This is a genomic window from Pelistega ratti (genome assembly GCF_009833965.1).
In the GTDB taxonomy this organism is placed as follows: Bacteria; Pseudomonadota; Gammaproteobacteria; order Burkholderiales; family Burkholderiaceae_B; genus Taylorella; species Taylorella ratti.
Window position 1 is genome coordinate 236136 of record NZ_CP047165.1, and the last position, 19077, is coordinate 255212.

20 protein-coding genes and 1 tRNA gene are annotated in these 19077 nt (G+C 36.0%); 18 read left to right on the plus strand and 3 right to left on the minus strand.

Features of this window, described 5'->3' with window-relative positions:
• The first annotated feature begins 136 nt into the window (after positions 1-136).
• Genes F9B76_RS00920 through F9B76_RS00955 form a run of 8 tightly spaced genes read left to right on the plus strand, consistent with a single transcriptional unit; the run spans position 137 to position 6677 of the window.
• On the plus strand, positions 137-1264 hold the full coding sequence (locus F9B76_RS00920; protein ID WP_243140656.1) for an MlaE family ABC transporter permease: 1128 nt from the start codon (positions 137-139) through the stop codon (positions 1262-1264).
• Entirely contained in the window at positions 1264-2067 is an 804-nt protein-coding gene (locus F9B76_RS00925) for an ABC transporter ATP-binding protein (RefSeq protein ID WP_159990391.1), read from the plus strand. The genes F9B76_RS00920 and F9B76_RS00925 overlap by 1 nt, the downstream gene beginning before the upstream one ends.
• Before the next feature lie 2 nt (positions 2068-2069).
• Positions 2070-3023: an MlaD family protein gene (locus F9B76_RS00930; protein WP_159990392.1), complete on the plus strand. Its 954-nt coding sequence runs from the start codon at positions 2070-2072 to the stop codon at positions 3021-3023.
• Positions 3020-3610 carry an ABC-type transport auxiliary lipoprotein family protein gene (locus F9B76_RS00935; protein WP_159990393.1) on the plus strand — a complete coding sequence of 197 codons (591 nt, stop codon included), beginning with the start codon at positions 3020-3022 and terminating at the stop codon, positions 3608-3610. Before F9B76_RS00930 ends, F9B76_RS00935 begins: the two co-directional genes overlap by 4 nt.
• A gap of 11 nt (positions 3611-3621) precedes the next feature.
• Positions 3622-4074 carry a D-aminoacyl-tRNA deacylase gene (gene dtd / locus F9B76_RS00940; protein ID WP_159990394.1) on the plus strand — a complete coding sequence of 151 codons (453 nt, stop codon included), beginning with the start codon at positions 3622-3624 and terminating at the stop codon, positions 4072-4074.
• 1 nt (position 4075) lies between these two features.
• Positions 4076-4765, plus strand: a complete 690-nt coding sequence (locus F9B76_RS00945) for an ABC transporter ATP-binding protein (RefSeq protein WP_159990395.1) — start codon at positions 4076-4078, stop codon at positions 4763-4765.
• Complete coding sequence (locus F9B76_RS00950; protein WP_159990396.1) at positions 4762-5562, plus strand: ABC transporter permease; 801 nt, start codon at positions 4762-4764, stop codon at positions 5560-5562. The genes F9B76_RS00945 and F9B76_RS00950 overlap by 4 nt, the downstream gene beginning before the upstream one ends.
• Positions 5559-6677, plus strand: a complete 1119-nt coding sequence (locus F9B76_RS00955; protein ID WP_159990397.1) for a methyltransferase — start codon at positions 5559-5561, stop codon at positions 6675-6677. The genes F9B76_RS00950 and F9B76_RS00955 overlap by 4 nt, the downstream gene beginning before the upstream one ends.
• Before the next feature lie 266 nt (positions 6678-6943).
• Here the strand turns inward: F9B76_RS00955 and F9B76_RS00960 are convergent, their stop codons facing one another.
• On the minus strand, positions 6944-7201 hold the full coding sequence (locus tag F9B76_RS00960; protein ID WP_159990398.1) for a hypothetical protein: 258 nt from the start codon (positions 7199-7201) through the stop codon (positions 6944-6946).
• A 456-nt stretch (positions 7202-7657) separates the two neighbouring features.
• Here F9B76_RS00960 and F9B76_RS00965 point away from each other — a divergent pair, with 456 nt between their 5' ends.
• Entirely contained in the window at positions 7658-8017 is a 360-nt protein-coding gene (locus F9B76_RS00965) for a hypothetical protein (protein WP_159990399.1), read from the plus strand.
• Between the two features lie 198 nt (positions 8018-8215).
• Here F9B76_RS00965 and F9B76_RS00970 read toward each other — a convergent pair whose 3' ends face one another.
• Positions 8216-9163, minus strand: coding sequence for a YicC/YloC family endoribonuclease (locus tag F9B76_RS00970; RefSeq protein WP_159990400.1), 948 nt, complete (start codon positions 9161-9163; stop codon positions 8216-8218).
• 118 nt (positions 9164-9281) lie between these two features.
• Here F9B76_RS00970 and rph point away from each other — a divergent pair, with 118 nt between their 5' ends.
• From rph to F9B76_RS01010, 8 genes are all read left to right on the plus strand, one after another.
• On the plus strand, positions 9282-10016 hold the full coding sequence (gene rph, locus F9B76_RS00975; protein WP_159990401.1) for a ribonuclease PH: 735 nt from the start codon (positions 9282-9284) through the stop codon (positions 10014-10016).
• A gap of 11 nt (positions 10017-10027) precedes the next feature.
• The gene (gene rdgB, locus F9B76_RS00980; RefSeq protein ID WP_159990402.1) at positions 10028-10627 is read left to right on the plus strand and encodes an RdgB/HAM1 family non-canonical purine NTP pyrophosphatase; all 600 of its coding nucleotides are present in this window, start codon (positions 10028-10030) and stop codon (positions 10625-10627) included.
• Positions 10628-10800: 173 nt separating this feature from the next.
• Positions 10801-12030 (plus strand): radical SAM family heme chaperone HemW, encoded by a 1230-nt coding sequence (gene hemW / locus F9B76_RS00985; RefSeq protein ID WP_159990403.1) that lies wholly within the window; start codon positions 10801-10803, stop codon positions 12028-12030.
• Between the two features lie 11 nt (positions 12031-12041).
• A complete protein-coding gene (gene phnP, locus F9B76_RS00990) occupies positions 12042-12803 on the plus strand; it encodes a phosphonate metabolism protein PhnP (RefSeq protein ID WP_201289320.1) in 762 nt (253 codons plus the stop codon).
• A 155-nt stretch (positions 12804-12958) separates the two neighbouring features.
• Positions 12959-13035: transfer RNA gene (locus F9B76_RS00995), tRNA-Pro, on the plus strand.
• Positions 13036-13259: 224 nt separating this feature from the next.
• Positions 13260-13730 carry a thermonuclease family protein gene (locus tag F9B76_RS01000; RefSeq protein ID WP_159990404.1) on the plus strand — a complete coding sequence of 157 codons (471 nt, stop codon included), beginning with the start codon at positions 13260-13262 and terminating at the stop codon, positions 13728-13730.
• Positions 13731-13951: 221 nt separating this feature from the next.
• Positions 13952-15052, plus strand: a complete 1101-nt coding sequence (locus F9B76_RS01005) for an alpha/beta hydrolase (RefSeq protein WP_159990405.1) — start codon at positions 13952-13954, stop codon at positions 15050-15052.
• A 255-nt stretch (positions 15053-15307) separates the two neighbouring features.
• Positions 15308-16393 (plus strand): porin, encoded by a 1086-nt coding sequence (locus tag F9B76_RS01010; protein WP_159990406.1) that lies wholly within the window; start codon positions 15308-15310, stop codon positions 16391-16393.
• Positions 16394-16533: 140 nt separating this feature from the next.
• On the opposite strand, the gene F9B76_RS01015 is transcribed toward F9B76_RS01010, so the two are convergent.
• Entirely contained in the window at positions 16534-16788 is a 255-nt protein-coding gene (locus F9B76_RS01015; RefSeq protein WP_159990407.1) for an aldo/keto reductase, read from the minus strand.
• Between the two features lie 229 nt (positions 16789-17017).
• On the opposite strand from F9B76_RS01015, the gene F9B76_RS01020 reads away from it, so the two are divergent.
• Complete coding sequence (locus F9B76_RS01020) at positions 17018-19066, plus strand: N-6 DNA methylase (RefSeq protein WP_159990408.1); 2049 nt, start codon at positions 17018-17020, stop codon at positions 19064-19066.
• Positions 19067-19077 lie beyond the last annotated feature (11 nt).

Here is a 19077-nt window from a genome sequence, read left to right on the forward strand (position 1 = left end):
ATAAACTAGGTTTTAATCAACCCTTTAGTATAAAGTTATCGCATTACAAAATCGTTACAAAGAGGAAACAATCGGTTTTATCTAAAAAAATCATAATATGATAGAATTAGGCGTTCTATTTTTTGATGAAATCAACGTGGAATTTATTAAAAACCTAAAAGAAGAGAATGCCGTTTCTCACTTGGTTTTAGTGGGAGATTGGACGGTTAATAATTTTGAAAAAATTAAATCAAAATTACAACCGTATTCTACTCAAAACCAGGAGAAATTTTCTCTTAAACTTGATCATATTCGACAATTAGATACAGCAGGGGTGTTGCTGATTGCTGATACTTTTGGACGGCAATCTTTAGAAAAAGCTTTAGAAAATCATGCACTGTCAAAAGAGCGACAAGCTATGATTCAAGCGGTAATTAAAGCGATACCCCAAGAAGAGAGTATCCAGCCTGCTCCTAAAGAGGCATGGCCTATTCGCTTATTTGAAAATGTCGGTTTAGCAGTGAGCAATACATGGAAGGAATTTATTCACTGGATAGGTTTCTTCGGCATGGTAATTGCTTCTTTTTTGTATATATTGAGTCATCGTAAAGAATGGCGGATGACCTCTCTTATTGCCAATATTGATAATAGCGGTTTTAAAGCAGCCCCTATTGTTATGCTACTTTGTTTTATGGTGGGTGCAGTGGTTGCTTTTTTGGGGGCAACTGTACTTGAAAGCTTTGGCGCACAGGTTTATACCGTTCATTTGGTAACGTATTCTTTCTTACGGGAATTTGCCATTATTTTAACGGCAATTCTTGTGGCAGGACGAACAGCAAGTGCCTATACAGCACAGTTAGGCTCTATGAAAGTCAATGAAGAAATTGATGCCTTACGAGCAAGTGGTGTTGATCCACTGTCTATATTAGTTGTCCCTCGTGTATTAGCTTTAATCATTGCAATGCCTATTCTGACTTTTCTAGGCATGTTATCTGGTATTTTGGGTGGAATGTTGGTGGCAGCATTGTCAATGGATATTTCCCCCAGACTATTCTTCGATATTATTAATAACACAGTAGATGTTAAGCACTTTTTGGTGGGTATAGGTAAAGCACCTATTTTTGCTGTAGTGGTTGCCATTACTGGTTGTTTAGAAGGTTTTAATGTATCAGGGAGTGCTGAGTCAGTAGGGCAGCATACAACAGCAAGTGTAGTGAAGTGTATCTTTTTAGTGATTTTATTAGATGCCTTATTTGCTATATTTTTCATGGAGATGGGTTGGTAATGCAGACACAAACCACTTCAAATAAAGAACTTGTTATTAAGGTACGCAACCTTGATAATGCCTTTAATGGCTTTTATGTTCATCAAGGATTAGATTTGGATGTTTATAAAGGTGATATTTTAGGGGTTGTCGGAGGATCAGGTACAGGGAAATCTGTGCTTTTGCGTACGATTGTAGGATTGCGTAAGCCAACAGCAGGCAATATTGAAGTCTTAGGGAAGTCTATGCTAGATCTAAGTGGTGAAGAGCGTCAGGCACTGGGTAGGCAATTAGGGGTGTTATTCCAAGGAGGGGCATTGTACTCTTCTTTGACTGTTGTCGAAAATATTGCTTTCCCCCTGATTGAGCAGTTAAAACTTCCTCGAAAAGATGCAGAACATATTGCAATGCTCAAAATTTTATTAGTTGGTTTACCTGCAAATGCCGCTGATAAGTATCCTTCAGAATTATCAGGAGGTATGGTCAAACGAGCTTCTTTAGCACGTGCATTAGCTCTAGATCCTGCGATTTTATTTTTAGATGAACCAACAGCAGGACTTGATCCGATTGGTGCAGCAGCATTTGATCAGTTAATGCTGACATTGCGAGATGCCCTTGGTTTAACAATGTTTTTAGTAACCCATGATTTAGATACTTTATATACTGCTTGTAACCGTGTTGCTGTATTGTCACAGAAAAAAGTATTAGTGAATGACACGATTAATCAGGTAGAAAAAGTTGATAATGAATGGATTCAAGAGTATTTTAATGGTCCTCGTGGTAGGGCTGCTTATGACGCACATCAAGCGTTAGGAGAAAAGTAAGAATGGAACCTAAAGCAAGGCATATATTAATTGGTGCTTTTACAGTAGGATGTATTATCGCTATCCTTTTATTTGGATTATGGTTAACTCGATCAGGGATTAATCAAAATAGCCAACGTTATGTTGTACACTTTAAAGAGAGTGTAAGTGGTTTATCTCGCGGTAGTGCTGTTTTATTCAGTGGTATGAGTGTGGGTGAAGTAGTTGATTTATCGCTTGATAAAAAAGATCCTAGTCATGTTTATGCACTTATCTCTGTCAAAAAAGAAGTCCCTTTACATGAAGGGGTGCAAGCCCGTTTGCAATTGATGGGGATTACAGGGCAACAAGTGATTGCATTAAGAGGCGGTGATACGACTAAACCGTTATTAATCCATTCAACCGTAGTTGAAAAAGAAGATGATTTACCTGTTATTACGGCAGTTCCCTCACCTTTAAGTGCTTTATTTGAGGGAGGGCAAAATGCTGTTTCTAATCTAACCGAGATTAGTGTAAACTTAAAAACATTATTTTCAAAAGAAAATATGCAACATATTGGTAATATTCTTAACCATATTGATAGTGTGACAGGTGCTGTAGCGAGTGAAGATGAAGCAATTAAAAGTATCGTGAATGTTGCGAGTAAAAGTATGGTAGAACTCAATAAAACACTTGAGAGCTTTAGCCAGCTGGCAGGCAATATAACACATTTATTAAATGATGAAGGGAAAAAAGCCTTATCTAGTGCTGTCAATGCAATGAATAGCTTAGCCGTATCAAGTCAGCATATCCAACGTCTTGTACTAAATAATGAAACCAACTTAAATCAAGGGTTACAAGGGTTTAAAGAAATAACTCCTGCGATTATTGAATTTAAACGGGCGTTTGGTACATTACAAAATATTTTGCGTAATATGGAAGATAATCCTGCTGGGTACTTTATAGACGGCAGTTCATTAAAGGAATTTAAACCATGAAGTTAATTCGTCTTAGTATCGCTAGTTTAGCGGTAGTATTAGGGGCTTGTAGTATTTTACCGAGTAACCCACCTACAGATGCTTATCGTTTACCTGATAGCCAAGTGAGTGTTCAATTTGCACCAAAACAATTGGGTATTGTGATACCTGAACCGTATGCTAATCGTTTTCTTAATCATCAACGTTTAACGGTAGTGCTTGAAAACAACGAAGTACAGGCATATAGTGGAATAAATTGGGTAGATATTGTACCGAAAGTATTTAGAGATCGTTTAGTTGATGATTTTAGACGGGCAAGGGCATATCAAACTGTTGTTAAGAATGATGAGCTGATCAATTTAGATCGCTTATTACAAACAGATATTCAGGCTTACCAGATTCAATATCAACAGGGTAAACCTTATGTGGTTATTGATGTGAATGTCGCTTTGATTAATCGCCGTCAGGGTAATATTATTGGGGCGAGTAATTTCCGTCAAGAAAGAGAACTCTCTTCGGCTCAGATAGAGACCGTAATGCAAGCATTTGGTGAAGTGAGTGATCAAATGAATACGCAGATTTTACAGTGGGTTCGAGCGCAAGAGTAGGGTAATTTATCATGAAAGTCCTTATCCAAAAAGTATCTCAAGCCTCTGTAACAGTAGAACAACAGTGCGTTGCTCAGATTAATGAAGGATTATTATTACTAGTTGGTATTGGGCATGAGGATACACAGGAAGATATTGACTATTTAGTGCGTAAAATTAGTCAGATGCGAATCTTTGAAGATGAACAGGGTGTGATGAATTTATCGGTTTTAGATAAAAAAGCAGATGTACTCTGTGTTAGTCAATTTACATTAATGGCATCGACTAAAAAAGGGAATCGTCCTTCTTATAGCCAAGCAGCACGTCCTGAAATTGCTTTACCCCTTTTTGATACTTTTGTCGATCAGATGGCTCAAACAATAGGAAAGCCTGTTCCTAAAGGGGTATTTGGTGCTTTTATGGAGGTAGCCTTGACCAATAGTGGCCCTGTTACAATATGGGTAGATAGTAAACAGTTGGTATAATATGGTGGGTGTAGAAGATACCAATGCGTTGGTACGATTTGAAGGATTATCACGTTATGATACATTAAGTGGACGTGTTTTTTTTAAATCCTTTTCGCAGGCAATTTATCCTAATGATCGAATTTTATTAGATGGTGCTTCTGGTGCAGGAAAGTCTGTATTTTTACGGACATTGGCATTTTTGGATCAGATGCAAGAAGGGGTAATTTATTTTAAAAATGAAGCTATCACTCCCAAAAATGTGACTTATTACCGTAGTCAAGTTGCATATGTGCATCAACAGGCTATCCTTTTTGAAGGAACAGTCGAAGAAAATATTCATTTACCTTGGCAGCTAAAAATACACCAAGGCAAAGTATTTGATCAGTCTCTATTAATGACTTATTTATCATGTCTTGAAAAACCAGCAGATTTTTTAAAAAAATCAAGTAAAACATTATCAGGGGGAGAACAACAAATTTGCCATTTATTGAGAACATTAATGCTAAATCCAAGTGTTCTTTTATTAGATGAGCCAACATCTGCTTTAGATGCTGAGGCAGTTATTCTTGTTGAAAACTTACTGAATCATTGGTGTCATCAAGATAAAGCATGGGTTTGGGTCAGTCATGATCAAGGGCAAAAACAACGAGTAGGGCAACAACAGTGGCGAATTGATCAAGCTACTATTACGGTAGGGAATAATATATGAGTCCTTATGAAATAACGTGGATAGATATCGCAATAGCTGCCTCATTAGTGCTTATTAATGGTGTTATTTCTTTTACGCTTCGATTAGGATTAGGGAAGTCTTTGCTTATTGGCAGTATCCGTACGATAGTACAATTAAGTCTGATTGGTTTAATTTTACGTTGGGTATTTGCACTTGATAATGTCTTTATTGTGCTAGGTATCTTGTTAATGATGACTACAGTAGCGGCTTTTTCTGTTAAAGGAAGAATGCCAGTGATATATACAGGACTCTTTCAAGATACTTTTATTGCGATTTTTTTACCGTCATGGGTTATTTTATTTATTGGGGTTAATATTGTATTGCACGTAGAACCTTGGTATAAGCCACAATATATTATTCCTATTGCGGGTATGATTATTGGTAATGTACTAACAGGTGTGTCTCTTGTGATGGATAGATTGTTATCTGAGTTAAAAGATAAACAAGGTGAGATTGAAACATTAATTACACTAGGGGCAACCTCTTGGGAGGCCTATGAAAAAAGAGCCAAAAAAGCCATAAAAGCAGGTATGATGCCTACTATTAATAGTATGATGGTCGTTGGCTTAGTGAGCTTACCCGGAATGATGACAGGGCAAGTCTTGGCTGGTCAAGATCCTGAACAGGCTGTCCGTTATCAAATTATGATGATGTTCTTTTTAACAGCAACAACAGGTTTGGCTTGTATTTTAGTCGTATTTGCAGTATTTAAACGTATTTTTAATAAGAATGGGGTTTTTCTTTCTCAACGACTTATCGATATAAAAACATCATGATAGAACCGACTTACTTAATAATAGATGATGAACCTTTGATTTGGCAATCTGAACATCAAGCTAAACTACCGAAACAGTATATAAAAGTAGATGATACCTTAACCGCAAATAAAGCCTTACAATTTGCACGTTCAGGGTGTGCTATGATTTGGCAAGGTGATTTTATCAATGCGAAGCAACTCTTGAGTGCGATGGCAAGAAAAATTGATCGGAAAAAAAGTAAAGTTGCCCCCGATATTCAGACACAATTTCATCTTTACCGTTTAGCACAAGCGCAAAAGGCACAATTATTAGGAATGTTGTTAATCCGAGTGGAAAAAGACTTTTTGATTCAACTAAGACGAGCCCCTGATATTAAAGCGGCTGCTGAGCAAGTATGGTCTTGGCAAGCCCCTTTTGTTGTTTCTTTAAGAGAGTTGTTAGGTGTTATTGGTGCTTATGAATGGCGAAAAAAAGGTGTGTCAGTGCCGGTATTAGGTGCAAAAATATATCCCTTTTATGGTGTTTTTTCTCCTATTCGGGGAGAGTATATTGATTTAGTGGCAAACGCACCTCTGCCTGAAAAAAGAGATCTTGCTATTGAGATTGGGGTAGGGACAGGCGTTTTATCCGCTGTGCTGGCGAGACGAGGATATACAACTGTATTAGCAACGGATACTTCGGATAGAGCGGTAGCGTGTGCAACATATAATATCAAGCAATTAGGCATTGATAAGCAGGTACAGATTATGAATCAGGCTTTTTTTCCTGATCAAAAAGCGGATTTAATCCTTTGTAATCCTCCTTGGCTACCCTCAAAAGCAAGTACAACATTAGAATCAGCGGTATATGATCCGCAAAGTATGATGTTAAAAGGTTTTTTAGCAGGATTAGCTGATCATTTGAACCCTCAAGGACAAGGGTGGCTAATTTTATCGGATTTAGCTGAACATTTATCACTAAGAACAAGGGAAGAGTTATTAACATGGATTACCCTAGCAGGATTAAAGGTTGTGGCTAAATATGATACGCAGCCTAAACATAAAAAAGTAATGAATGATACAAGTCCCTTAGCGATGGCAAGGCAACAAGAAATAACAAGCCTTTGGGTGTTAGAGGCTGTATCCGACTTATAATAGTTTTGTAATTTGCTAATTGCTTGAATAGGTTTTTGCTTTACTTATAAAATTTGTTTAATTATTAACGATTTTTATGGGTGTTTTTTTAGGAAAAGTCCTCTTACTGTTATTTAACACTATTCTAGATAGTAAATAGATTTTAATGTTTAAATATTAATGACTTTTCTAGTGTTAGTCATGATTAAAAATGAAAGAATTTTTAATCAAAGACGGATAGATAATATGAAATATTATTACCTATCATCCGTCTTTTAATATATTCATTAGTGGCAAGAGAACGTCATAAAATAGGAATCATCAGGAGCACCTGATCCAACAGGAGGTAGCTGTTGGATATTACCCACTTGTTGTGGTGCGCATAATTGCTGAGCTGTTGCCATACAACCTTCCCAATTGGGTTCACTATTGGCATTATGCGAGCATTTAAGACCAAAACTATTACGGTTGCTTAGATCAATATTACCCGTTGTGGTACAAGCTGCTAATAAGGCGGCGAGAGAAATAATAATGAGTTTTTTCATAGAAATAATTCTTGGTGAAAGTAGCATAAAATTTATCTACCTAGTAAAAGACCTTGGCAGTTTTGTTAAATAGCCTAGTGGTATTTACTAAAGTATTTTCATTATAACATTGTAAATTTTAGAGTTATAGCATTATATGGTACGCTTGCAACAGTTTACGGATGGGGAATGTTATTTTTAGGGCGTGTTGGCGTGTTATTTTTTAGCTGGTAGTGTAGTAGATTATTTTTGCTCAAGTAAAAAGGGAAGTCGTGATATTGAGTTGGTCTAAATAATTTACGCTTTCGTATCAGTAAAAGATATAAATGCTTTATAAAGAAAGAGGGGGGTTTATTATTAAAAGATAAAAATAGTTTTTTTGAAACCAAGCGTAATGAATAATTGATAAGTGTATTTTCTAAAATAGTATTATTTGTTATGCTGATAAGAGTCGTTTATTATTAATGAGGAGTCTTAATGATGAAAAAGAAAGTGCTATTATGGTGCATGGTTCTATCAAGTGTTATGGCAAGTGCTGTTGCTCAAGAAGTAGATAATCGACCGGCTTCTCAAAAAGCACAAGATGTTTATGTTGAGCCAACCTTACGAATGACACAAACACAGACAATAGGGATTACCGATGATAAAACGCAACAAGTATCTGTTGTTGGTGTTGAAACGAAAACATCAGTAATCGATCACCAAGGTAATGTGATTGAATCAAGTGAAGAAAGAACAGATGTTCAACCCATTGAACAGAAAGCGATACCGCAAGTACCTGCACAAAAAGCACCTATAGAGAAAGCCATTACCGATAAAAGTCGTTCAATGCCATAAGGTGAGATGACGATATTAAATAACACCATTTAGTCTTTTTAATATGATTAAATGGTGTTATTTTTTTATCCTTTAATTTTAAGATTGAAGTACAGCACGTTACATCATCAATTGAAAGTGTAAGAGGGCTATATGGTACTTTGGTGCGTTTATTAGAAAATTTTTAAACGTATCTAAAAACTTAACCCTATATCAAATTTATTCTATATTTTGAGCCTGTTCTCTGAGTTGTTCAACTAATAGTTTGAGTTCAATCACTGCTTGTGTGATTTCAATAGCGGTTGATTTTGAACCTAATGTATTAATCTCTCGATTCATTTCTTGAAAAAGAAAATCAAGACGCTTTCCAAGGCTTTGTTTATTTTTGGTTTGCGGAATATCTGCTTCTGAAATAACTTGTTGATGGCTGAGTAAAGTATGTAGTTCTTTTTGATGTGAGTCTAATCGATCTAACTCTTCAGCAACATCAATACGCAAGCTAAAGAGAGAAGATTCGGCGGCAATACGAGCGCTGAGTTCTTCTCCTTTAATTTGCTCAAATCCATTTGGGGCAATATTTTCAAGAACTTCGCGTAATTTACGGCTTAGCTTTTCTTGGTACTCTACCTGTGTTTGAGGTAAACGTTCTTTGACTTTATTAAGAATTTCTTGAATTTGATGCGTATAGGCTAGCATGGTTTCTGCTAGGCGATAACCTTCTCTTGCACGCATTAGGATAAAGGTATCTAGGGCTTTATGTAAGGTTGAAATACAGAGTGTTTGCCATTGCTTACTTATTTCATCATCTTTAGTCGTTTGTTGATTGAGGCTAAGCGTAATAAGCTCTTGCAAAGAGGGGGCTTTGGTTTCAGGAATAAATTCTCTTGCTTGAATAAGCTGTTGTTTCAGGGCATTAAGTAAATTCTTATCAAGTTGAATATTGTCAGTATTTTTATTTTTCGTCAGACTAATACGGACTTCTACTTTACCCCGACTAAGGCGATTATTTAGGATTTCGCGTAGTGTGTTTTCGATTATCCGACATTCATCAGGAATACGAAAATGTAAGTCTAAAAAACGGTTATTAACACTTTTAAGTTCAATCGTGAGTTGTCCCAGTTCATGTTCATTTTGCTGGCTAGCAAAAGCAGTCATACTATATATCATTATATTAACTCTTTGGTTTTTTAAGGAAGTAATATCGTTTACAATCTATACCATTAGGCTAAAATAGGTCTTTCTAACCAGACCAATGTTCTCTATTTTACTAGAAAGCGAGTAGTTTATGAGTAATTCTTCTTTTTCACGGGTGAGTGGGCGTGCATTTGATGGCTTGCGTCCTGTTTATATTCAACGATCTTATACGGCTTATGCAGAAGGTTCTGTCCTTATCCAGATAGGTAATACCCATGTATTATGTAATGCCAGTGTTTTAGAAAAAGTTCCTCCTTTCTTAAAAGATACAGGAAAAGGATGGGTAACGGCTGAATATGGTATGTTACCGCGAGCAACGCATTCTCGTATGGATAGAGAGGCTGCCAAAGGTAAGCAATCAGGAAGAACACAAGAGATTCAACGTTTAATTGGTCGTAGCTTGCGTGCGGTAGTTGATTTGGAAAAATTAGGGGCGAGAACCATTCATATCGATTGTGATGTTATTCAGGCAGATGGTGGTACACGTTGTGCGAGTATTACAGGGGCTTGGATTGCTTTAGCAGATGCTATTCAACAATTAATAGCGAAGGGAATATTAACGGAAAATCCGATAAAAGATAATGTTGCTGCTATTTCTGTGGGGATAGTCAATGGACAAACCGTTTTGGATCTGGATTATGTAGAAGATTCAGCCTGTGATGCAGATATGAATATTGTGATGACAGGGGCAGAACAATTTGTTGAAATACAGGGAACGGCAGAAGGGCAAACCTTTGCTCGTCAGGAATTGGATCAATTATTGCAATTGGCTCAAAAGGGTATTAGTGAATTAATTCAATTACAAAACCAATCACGTACAGAATAGAGAGATGATAAATGAATAAAATTGTTTTAGCATCAAATAATAAAGGAAAACTGGCAGAGTTTCAGGCGTTATTTCAACCATTAGGGATTGAATTAATTAATCAAGGAGCATTAGGGGTAGGTGAGTGTGAAGAACCTTATTTTACTTTTTTAGAAAATGCATTAGCTAAAGCAAGATTTGCAAGCCACCATACAGGATTACCTGCTATTGCCGATGATTCTGGTCTAGTTGTGCCTGCCTTAGATGGTGCGCCGGGGGTATTATCTGCTCGTTATGCACAGACACAAGGCGGAGAAAAATCAGATGCAGCTAATAATGCGTATTTATTAAAAGCCTTAGAAGGTGTTGAAAACCGTCAGTGTTTCTATGTGGCTTGCTTGGTCTATGTTCGTTCAGCACATGATCCTTGTCCTATGGTAGCACAAGCATTTTGGCAAGGAGAAATCATTGATCAGGCACGTGGAGAAAATGGTTTTGGGTATGATCCCCATTTTTATATCCCTACATTAGATAAAACAGCGGCTGAATTATTGCCAGAAGAAAAAAATAAAATTAGCCATCGAGCAAAGGCCTTAAAAATATTATTAGAGATGATTAAAGCACATACATAAAATAGGTTTTCACTTTGTCTATTGACCATATAACGTACAATGATGGTACTTTATACTAAGGGTAATGATAAAGAGTTGTGGACGTTAAAATAAACTTTCCAGTATCTAGTCGTATAAAGGTAAATATCCTAAAAAGAGTATGGTTAGTATCATAAAGATAGATAGTATTCAATATGCAGTTAAATGAAATCAAACGAAATGGGGGGCAAGTAATCGCTTCATCTAATAGCGTTATCCCATTACAAAAAAATGTACAATTTACCAAATCACTTCCCCCCTTATCACTTTATATCCATGTGCCTTGGTGTGTGCGTAAATGTCCTTACTGTGATTTTAATTCACATGCGCATCAAGGAAAAATCCCAGAAGATGCCTATTTGGCAGCCCTAGAGCAAGACCTTATTAGTGTTCTTCCTTCTGTATGGGGACGAGCGATTCATACGGTCTTTATTGGGGGAGGTACCCCCAGTTTATTATCCTCAAAAGCATTAGATCGACTACTTACAATAGTGAGAAATCTTTTTAATCTAGCACCCGGTACAGAAATTACAATGGAAGCTAATCCCGGTACGGTAGAAGCCTCTCGTTTTGCGGATTATGCAGCATCAGGTGTTAATCGGATTTCATTAGGTGTGCAGAGCTTTAATGATGATAGCCTTAAACGCTTAGGGCGTATTCATGATAGCGAACAAGCCAAAAGAGCAATTGTAATGGCACAAGAGGCATTTGCCCGGGTTAATATTGATTTGATGTATGCCTTACCGCATCAGACATTAGCTGCATGTCAGCAAGATATACAGACGGCTTTATCCTTTGGGACGGAGCATTTATCTTTATATAATCTTACCTTGGAGCCGAATACTGTTTTTGCGAAATATCCACCAGATGGGATTCCTGATGATGATTTGGCTGGCGATATGCAGGATTTACTGATTGATATGACAGCCAGTCAAGGGTTTGAACAATATGAAGTATCTGCCTATGCTCGTCAATATGCCTATTGTCAGCATAATTTGAATTATTGGCAATTTGGGGACTATATTGGGGTAGGTCCAGGGGCACATGGCAAAATCTCTACACATGATAGTATTCACCGTACAGCAAGAGTTAAAAATCCTGATAGTTGGATGCAAAAAGTACAAACAGGAGAGCAATTAGCAGAATCCCGTTATTTAAGCTATAAAGAACTACCTTTTGAGTTTATGCTTAATGCGTTAAGGTTAAAGCAAGGCGTTCCTACACATTACTTTGCAGATCACTGTGGTATCAACCTTAATATTATGTTGCCCATGATAGAAAAAGCAGTTAATAAGGGATTATTAGATAGTGATCCTAATCGCTTAAAGGCAACACCATTGGGATGGCGATACTTAAATGATTTACAAGAGATTTTCTTATTATAGAGAAAAGTATTATGATTAAATTTGAGTTTTTAGGGACAGGAAGCTCATCGCAAGTGCCTGTTTATAATTGTTCATGTATAGCTTGTCAGCGTGCCGTCAATGATAGTCGTTATATTCGCCGTCCTGCAAGTGCGGTGATAAGTGATACACAAGGGAAGTGGTTAATAGATAGTGGTCGTATGGATTTAACAATCCTCTTTGCTCCACAAGCATTAAAAGGTATTTTTCAAACCCATTATCATGCCGATCATGCACAAGGACTTTTACAATTACGATGGGGTGTTAATGTAAAGATTCCTGTCTATGGTCCTATAGATGAGGTAGGTTTTGCGGATTTGTATAAACACCCCGGGATATTAGATTTTCAAGCAGGCTTTGAACCCTTTGATATTCGTAATTTTGGTGATTTTTCGATGATGGCATTGCCGTTAGAGCATTCAAAACCGACAGTGGGTTATTTACTATCTACACCGAACGGGGAAAATCTGGTTTATCTTACGGATACTATTGGTTTACGAGAAGATGTTTTGCAGTTTTTAGGGGCTATTCCCTTAAAGTATGCGGTTATAGATTGTTCTTATCCACCAGCGACTGAACCACGCAATCATAATGATTTAACGATGGCATTATCGCTGTTGGAAGTGTTAGGCGCAGAGCAGAGTTTTCTAACACATATTGATCATAAGCTAGATGCTTATTTAATAGAAAATCCTGATGTATTACCTGAACATATTGCTTTAGCTCAAGATGGAATGTCAGTTATCTTGAGGTAGAGTAGGGGTAAGGGGGCTATTGTTTAAGGTTAATGAGCAAGTAAGAATAGGGATTTATAGAATTTAATGAATAATAGTCGTTAATGAAATAATAGGGTCAGTAAAAATAAATTGAACTTTATAAGAAAGTTATGTTAGAATAGCTCCTTTGTTGTCGGGGCGTAGCGCAGCCTGGTAGCGCACTTGCATGGGGTGCAAGGGGTCGCGAGTTCGAATCCCGCCGCTCCGACCAATTTTGTTTATAAATATAAAAATAATTTAGTTATTTTAAAAATATTTTTTCAGTTTTCTATATAAAAGTTCTACAAAATATACTGTTGTGTGGCTTAGGTAGTTTTCATATTGTTCACAAAATTCGCTTTGTTATCAAATATTTTATGCTGTTAAAAATAGCGTTTTATCGTGTTAAAAATCATATAATAATTCATTAAGTTTGATAAGTATTTTAAGTATAAAATGAAAGGTATTATTTTTCTAATAAGCTTGTTGATAAGCTCAACCGTATGGGCTACATCTTTTGTAGGATATGTTGTTGGTGTGTTGGATGGTGATACGATTGAAGTAATAGATAAGGATAAAAATCGTTTTAGAATACGCTTAAATCAAATTGATGCCCCTGAAAAATCACAGCCTTACGGTAAAAAAGCAAAGCAATTTTTATCAAATCTTATTTTTCAAAAACAAGTGATAATTAAATGGACAAAAAAAGATCGTTATCATCGAATTCTTGGTCAGGTATATCATCATCATCAAGATATTAATTTATTGATGATACAAAATGGCTATGCGTGGGCTTATACGCGTTATTTGAAAGATGATTATTATTTACTTGCACAAAAAAGAGCAGAAAAAGAAAAGCTAGGATTATGGGCTAGCCATCAGCCTGCTATTGCACCATGGGAGTGGAGAAGAAATAAGAGAAAATAAATAATTGAGTTTCTGTCTCTTAAATTAAAAAATTATCTACTACCCGTATATTTAACAGTAAGCTCATACAAAAAATATTTTAAATATTATTTAAATTTCATTTATATGTAAAAATTATTGAATACTATTCAATAACGTAATGAATAAAACAAGGTTTATCCCTTATTCTTCCTAAAGATATAATACTGCTGAGTTTGATATTTTAGATATGAGGAATCAATATGAAGAAATCTTCATTACTTTTAGCGGTATTGTCATTAGCGGTATTAGTAGGGTGTCAGCATATCCCTTCATCTACTTTATATATCGAAAAACAAGGTAGTTTTACGGTTGGTGGACGTTATATTACGCATAAAGGGACTTTTTCAGCAGAAAACTTTATCTCCCCTGAAGGACAGCGTGCTTATGGTGATTTTGCTTATGTCAATTATCAAATACCTGTTAATGCCAAACCCTATCCACTTATCTTCCAACATGGGGGTGCGCAATCAAAACGAACTTGGGAAAGTACAGTAGATGGTCGTGAAGGGTTTAATAATCTCTTTTTAAGAAAAGGTTATAGTGTTTATTTACTGGATCAGCCGCGTAGTGGTGAGTCTAATCTTTCTACTGAAGCACTAGATCCAGCGACACCTTGGGCAAGTAATCCAATGTATGGTGATAAAACATTCTATATTCTATCGCGTATAGGGCATTATGATCAACAAGGTAATCCTGTTCCCAATGCACAATTTCCTGTTGGAGAAAGTTATTATCAAGCATTTCAGCAAAGCTGGTCGGTGGGTTCAGGACCACTGGATAATGATTTAAATGCCGATGTATTAGTACAACTCACTAATCAAACAGAGGGAGCGATATTGGTAACGCACTCTATGGGGGGTACGATTGGTTGGCGTGCGGCTATTCGGAGCGATAAGGTAAAAGCTATTGTAGCGTATGAACCGGGTGGTACACCTTTTATCTTCCCTGAAACAGAAATGCCTACTATTACAAAAGCACGTTTTGAACATTTATCGGCAACAGCAATGGGTGTTCCTATGAATGACTTTTTAAAATTAACCCAAATTCCAATCGTATTGTATTACGGTGATTATATTCAGCTTGGGTCAGAGAATGTTGGTGAGGATAAATGGGGAACAGAGTTTGCAATGGCAAAACAGTTTGTGGATGCAATTAATAGACATGGTGGTGATGCGACTTTAGTGCATTTACCAACAATGGGTATTCATGGTAATTCACATTTTTTAATGGGTGAAAAAAATAACCAACGATTAGCCGATTTAATGGAAAAATGGTTAAAAGAAAAAGGTTTAGATAAGTAGGATTTTGTATATTTTGCTATAGCGTGAAAGAACGGGGTGGTTTATCTGTTCTATGTTGAAATTTACATATTTAGAATGATTAAAACTGCCTCTTTTTTTGTCTTACTGATTTGTCAAATAGTTTACGTAATGAGTAAAAGAACCGTTATAGCGCTTAATGATTGAACTAAAAAGAGTCGCTAAATTGGACTTATCCATAGTATCAATTTGGCTACTTATTCTCTCTCTATCACTATATTATTACGATTATTCTTAATGAAAAAACTATTCCTTTCTTCTTTTTATGTCTTTTGTTTGACACCAACATATGCGCTGACTTTAGTAGAAACAGGGCAGACTAAAGTAGAATTAACTGGATCACTTAGAGTGAATGTCAGTGGTTCATCTACTCGAACAGAATTTGCGGATGGTACTACTCAACGAGTAAGCCGTTCACCGGCTTTTACAAATGACAGTTCACGTTTTGGGTTTAAATTAACACAAAATTTAATGAATGGATTTTATGCGGTAGGGAATGTAGAGTGGCGTTTTAGGGGTACATCCGATTCAAGACATAATTTTGATGATATTTATACGCGCCAATTAAATGCTGGTATTGGACATCTACAATATGGTGAATTGCTATATGGCAATATATTATCCATTGCTGATGAGGTCAGACGGACAGACTTGGCAAATGATTTGACGATATCCTATCCTTTATTGCCTGCACTGCACCGTAGAATTTTACAATATACTAATGCGATTGATCCTGTACGGATAGGGATATTTTATGGAGGAGAAAGTAAACGTAATGGTTTAGGGTTAGATTTAACGAATCACCGTAAAAATGTATGGGGTACAGGTATTATTTATACCCATCAGATTAATGAGTCTAATAGTATTAAAATTTCTTCAGGATTGGTGAGAGAGCAGTTTTATCACCGTCAAGCAGGGGGCAAATATACCATACAGACCTATGCCGTAGGGGCAAGTTATATTTATCGAGATACAACAATAGCGATAGATTGGGAACAGCGAAAAACTAAAGATCAAATAATGAGCCATGATAAGCGATTAGAGAATGATATTCGGTTTGCACTTGTTCAGCAACTTACGCCGAGATGGCGAGTATATGGGCAATACGGACGTAGTTTACATAAATTTCATCGTCCCATAGGCAGTCATACACGAGAGACTGGCTATCGTTATACGATCGGTACAGATTATTTTGTTATTCCTCAGTATGTGCGTGCATTTGTTGAGTTTCGTCAGGATTACCGTAAGCACTATACTAACCAGATTTTTCAACGAAAGGTTAAAGAGCAGATAACAGCAGTGGGTGTGCGTGTTTATTGGTAAGTAGGTGATAGGGATAATTAGTCTATAAGCTGTTATGAAGGATTTTTAGGTGTATAAGATAAGGAAGATTATTAACTCAATAAACATTCACTTAATAAAAAAGGCTTTACCCTTAAAGAGTAAAGCCTTTTATTTTTTGTTTATTTTGCTTCTGAAAAATTTAATATCGCTTCAGGTAAGCGTAAACCTACTATTTCAATGGTTTCTAATTCTTGATGAAATTGTGTGAGTTCATCTGCTGTTAATTGTATATCATCTGCACCTAAGTTATCTAATAAATGGTGTACTTTTGTTGTACCGGGGATAGGAACAATAAAGGGTTTTTGTGCCATTAACCATGCTAGGGCGGTTAAACCACCTGTTTTTAATAAATGACGTTTAGCATGATTGACCATTTTTTATTCCTGATAAAGATGGATAATGGTTTATTGTAAAGTGAAAAGCGTATTTTGATTAAGTAGGAAAAATGGGATAGGTTGTTGAATGAAATTCAATAAAAATATTAAAAACTTATAGATTTTTATACTAAATATTCTGTTCTATTTTTCGGGTATTATAAAAATGATAGTAAAATTTATTAAAATTCAAGATAAGGCAAAAAATTATTGACTGATAGGATATGAAATGGCGAAAAAATCAATACAATCTATTGAGCCTAATATTGCAGATTTAGCGAATGGCTGGTTGAAAAAATATAAATTAGATTACAAATTAGAACAAGAGTCACTTAATGATGAAATTGATAAAGCGTTGAAGGATTATTTTTCTAAAAATGGTGGTGTGGGGGCAAATCGTCCTGATGTAAAGTTGTTGTTACAGACTGCCAATATGGAATATTATCCCATTTTGATCGAATACAAAGGCTATGGTGACAAATTGGTCAAATTAGATGCCGAAGGCAATGTGGATAATCGTACGGTGAAAAATGAACCGAATTTTAAACATATCAATGGCTATGCGGTTAATGGTGCTGTGCATTATGCCAATGCATTACTCCATCACACTAGTTACACGGATATTATCGCTATAGGTATGACAGGCGAGAAAAATGAAAAGGGTGAAATTCGTCATCAAATCGGGGTTTATTATGTTTCTAAATCCAACCTTGGAGTGGGGCAAAAAGTTGGAGATTTTACCGATTTTTCTTTTCTCACCAAAGAAAATTTTGATGATTTTATTGTACAGGTTAAGCAACTTACACTTTCTCCAGAAGAATTAGAAAAAATCAAAGAAAAGCGTGAAAAAGAAATTGACTCCAGTCTAACCAAACTCAATAATGATATTTACCAAAACGAAAAAGGCTTAGGTGAAAATGACCGTGTTTATCTTGTTGCTGCATCAATTATTGCGACACTGGGAGTGGCAGGTAAAGTAAAACCGCTAGAAAAATCCGATTTAAAATCCTCGGAAGAAGAGGGTAATCGAGATGGCGATATTATTATTCGTAAAATCAATGCCTTTTTTAATGAAAAACAATTACCGAAAGATAAAAAAGAGTTAATTATTCGTACTCTGTCTAATACACTTTTAACTGATAATATCAATAAACCACAAAATGGTGAAAGTCAGCTTAAACGGGTATTTACCAAAATTGTTGATGATTTGGGAATTTATTACAAAATTGGTTTGACAACAGATTTTACTGGTAAGCTGTTTAATGAAATGTACTCTTGGCTTGGTTTTACCCAAGACAAACTCAACGATGTGGTTTTAACGCCGTCTTATGTGGCAACTTTATTGGTTAAATTGGCTAGAGTGAATAAAGATAGCTATGTTTGGGACTTTGCTACAGGCTCAGCAGGGCTATTGGTTGCTGCAATGAATGAAATGCTTAGAGATGCCAAAGCCACTATTCAATCGCCTGAAGAACTACGCAAAAAGGAAGCTCATATTAAAGCTAAACAACTGTTGGGTTTAGAACTGCTTTCTAGCGTTTATATGCTTGCTATTTTAAATATGATTATGATGGGTGACGGTAGTTCAAATATCATTAATAAAAACTCATTGACTGATTTTGATGGTAAATATGGTTTTGGTAATACTCATGATAAATTCCCTGCAGATGCTTTTATTCTGAATCCGCCTTATTCTGTTACAGGCAATGGTATGAACTTTGTGGAAACCGCATTGAATATGATGAACAAAGGCTATGCAGCAGTTATTGTTCAAAATTCAGCAGGTAGTGGTAAAGCAAAAGAAATCAATCAACGTATTTTGCAAAAACATACTTTGCTTGCCAGTATTAAAATGCCAATTGATTTATTTATTGGTAAATCAAGTGTGCAGACAAATATTTATGTATTTAAAGTAGGTGAAAGACATGAAAAAGATGAATTAGTTAAATTTATTGATTTTTCTAATGATGGCTATACTCGTACTAATCGTAAAAAAGCGAGTAATAATTTAAAAGATACAGATAATGCCCGTGAGCGTTATCAGGAAGTAGTAGATTTAGTCCGTTTTGGTGAAAGAAAATTAAAATTATTTACTAAGAACGAATATTATGAAAATACTATTGACCCGACAAATGGAGCAGACTGGAACCAAATCGCCCCGATAGACACTAAGCCAACGCTTGAGGATTTTAAAAAAACTGTTAGTGATTATTTAGCGTGGGAAGTAGCAAATATTCTGAAACAACAAGGTTCAAGTAATGAACATTTGGGAAAATAGAAGCCCATTTA

Coding starts and splice junctions, on each gene's coding strand:
- F9B76_RS00955 (WP_159990397.1), top strand. CDS start 5,559: ATGATAGAACCGACTTACTTAATAATAGATGATGAACCTTTGATTTGG.
- rph (WP_159990401.1), top strand. CDS start 9,282: ATGAGTAATTCTTCTTTTTCACGGGTGAGTGGGCGTGCATTTGATGGC.
- F9B76_RS00935 (WP_159990393.1), top strand. CDS start 3,020: ATGAAGTTAATTCGTCTTAGTATCGCTAGTTTAGCGGTAGTATTAGGG.
- F9B76_RS00945 (WP_159990395.1), top strand. CDS start 4,076: ATGGTGGGTGTAGAAGATACCAATGCGTTGGTACGATTTGAAGGATTA.
- F9B76_RS00930 (WP_159990392.1), top strand. CDS start 2,070: ATGGAACCTAAAGCAAGGCATATATTAATTGGTGCTTTTACAGTAGGA.
- F9B76_RS01015 (WP_159990407.1), bottom strand. CDS start 16,788: ATGGTCAATCATGCTAAACGTCATTTATTAAAAACAGGTGGTTTAACC.
- F9B76_RS00925 (WP_159990391.1), top strand. CDS start 1,264: ATGCAGACACAAACCACTTCAAATAAAGAACTTGTTATTAAGGTACGC.
- F9B76_RS00965 (WP_159990399.1), top strand. CDS start 7,658: ATGATGAAAAAGAAAGTGCTATTATGGTGCATGGTTCTATCAAGTGTT.
- hemW (WP_159990403.1), top strand. CDS start 10,801: ATGCAGTTAAATGAAATCAAACGAAATGGGGGGCAAGTAATCGCTTCA.
- phnP (WP_201289320.1), top strand. CDS start 12,042: ATGATTAAATTTGAGTTTTTAGGGACAGGAAGCTCATCGCAAGTGCCT.
- F9B76_RS00960 (WP_159990398.1), bottom strand. CDS start 7,201: ATGAAAAAACTCATTATTATTTCTCTCGCCGCCTTATTAGCAGCTTGT.
- F9B76_RS00950 (WP_159990396.1), top strand. CDS start 4,762: ATGAGTCCTTATGAAATAACGTGGATAGATATCGCAATAGCTGCCTCA.
- F9B76_RS01005 (WP_159990405.1), top strand. CDS start 13,952: ATGAAGAAATCTTCATTACTTTTAGCGGTATTGTCATTAGCGGTATTA.
- rdgB (WP_159990402.1), top strand. CDS start 10,028: ATGAATAAAATTGTTTTAGCATCAAATAATAAAGGAAAACTGGCAGAG.
- F9B76_RS01000 (WP_159990404.1), top strand. CDS start 13,260: ATGAAAGGTATTATTTTTCTAATAAGCTTGTTGATAAGCTCAACCGTA.
- F9B76_RS00970 (WP_159990400.1), bottom strand. CDS start 9,163: ATGATATATAGTATGACTGCTTTTGCTAGCCAGCAAAATGAACATGAA.
- dtd (WP_159990394.1), top strand. CDS start 3,622: ATGAAAGTCCTTATCCAAAAAGTATCTCAAGCCTCTGTAACAGTAGAA.
- F9B76_RS01020 (WP_159990408.1), top strand. CDS start 17,018: ATGGCGAAAAAATCAATACAATCTATTGAGCCTAATATTGCAGATTTA.
- F9B76_RS01010 (WP_159990406.1), top strand. CDS start 15,308: ATGAAAAAACTATTCCTTTCTTCTTTTTATGTCTTTTGTTTGACACCA.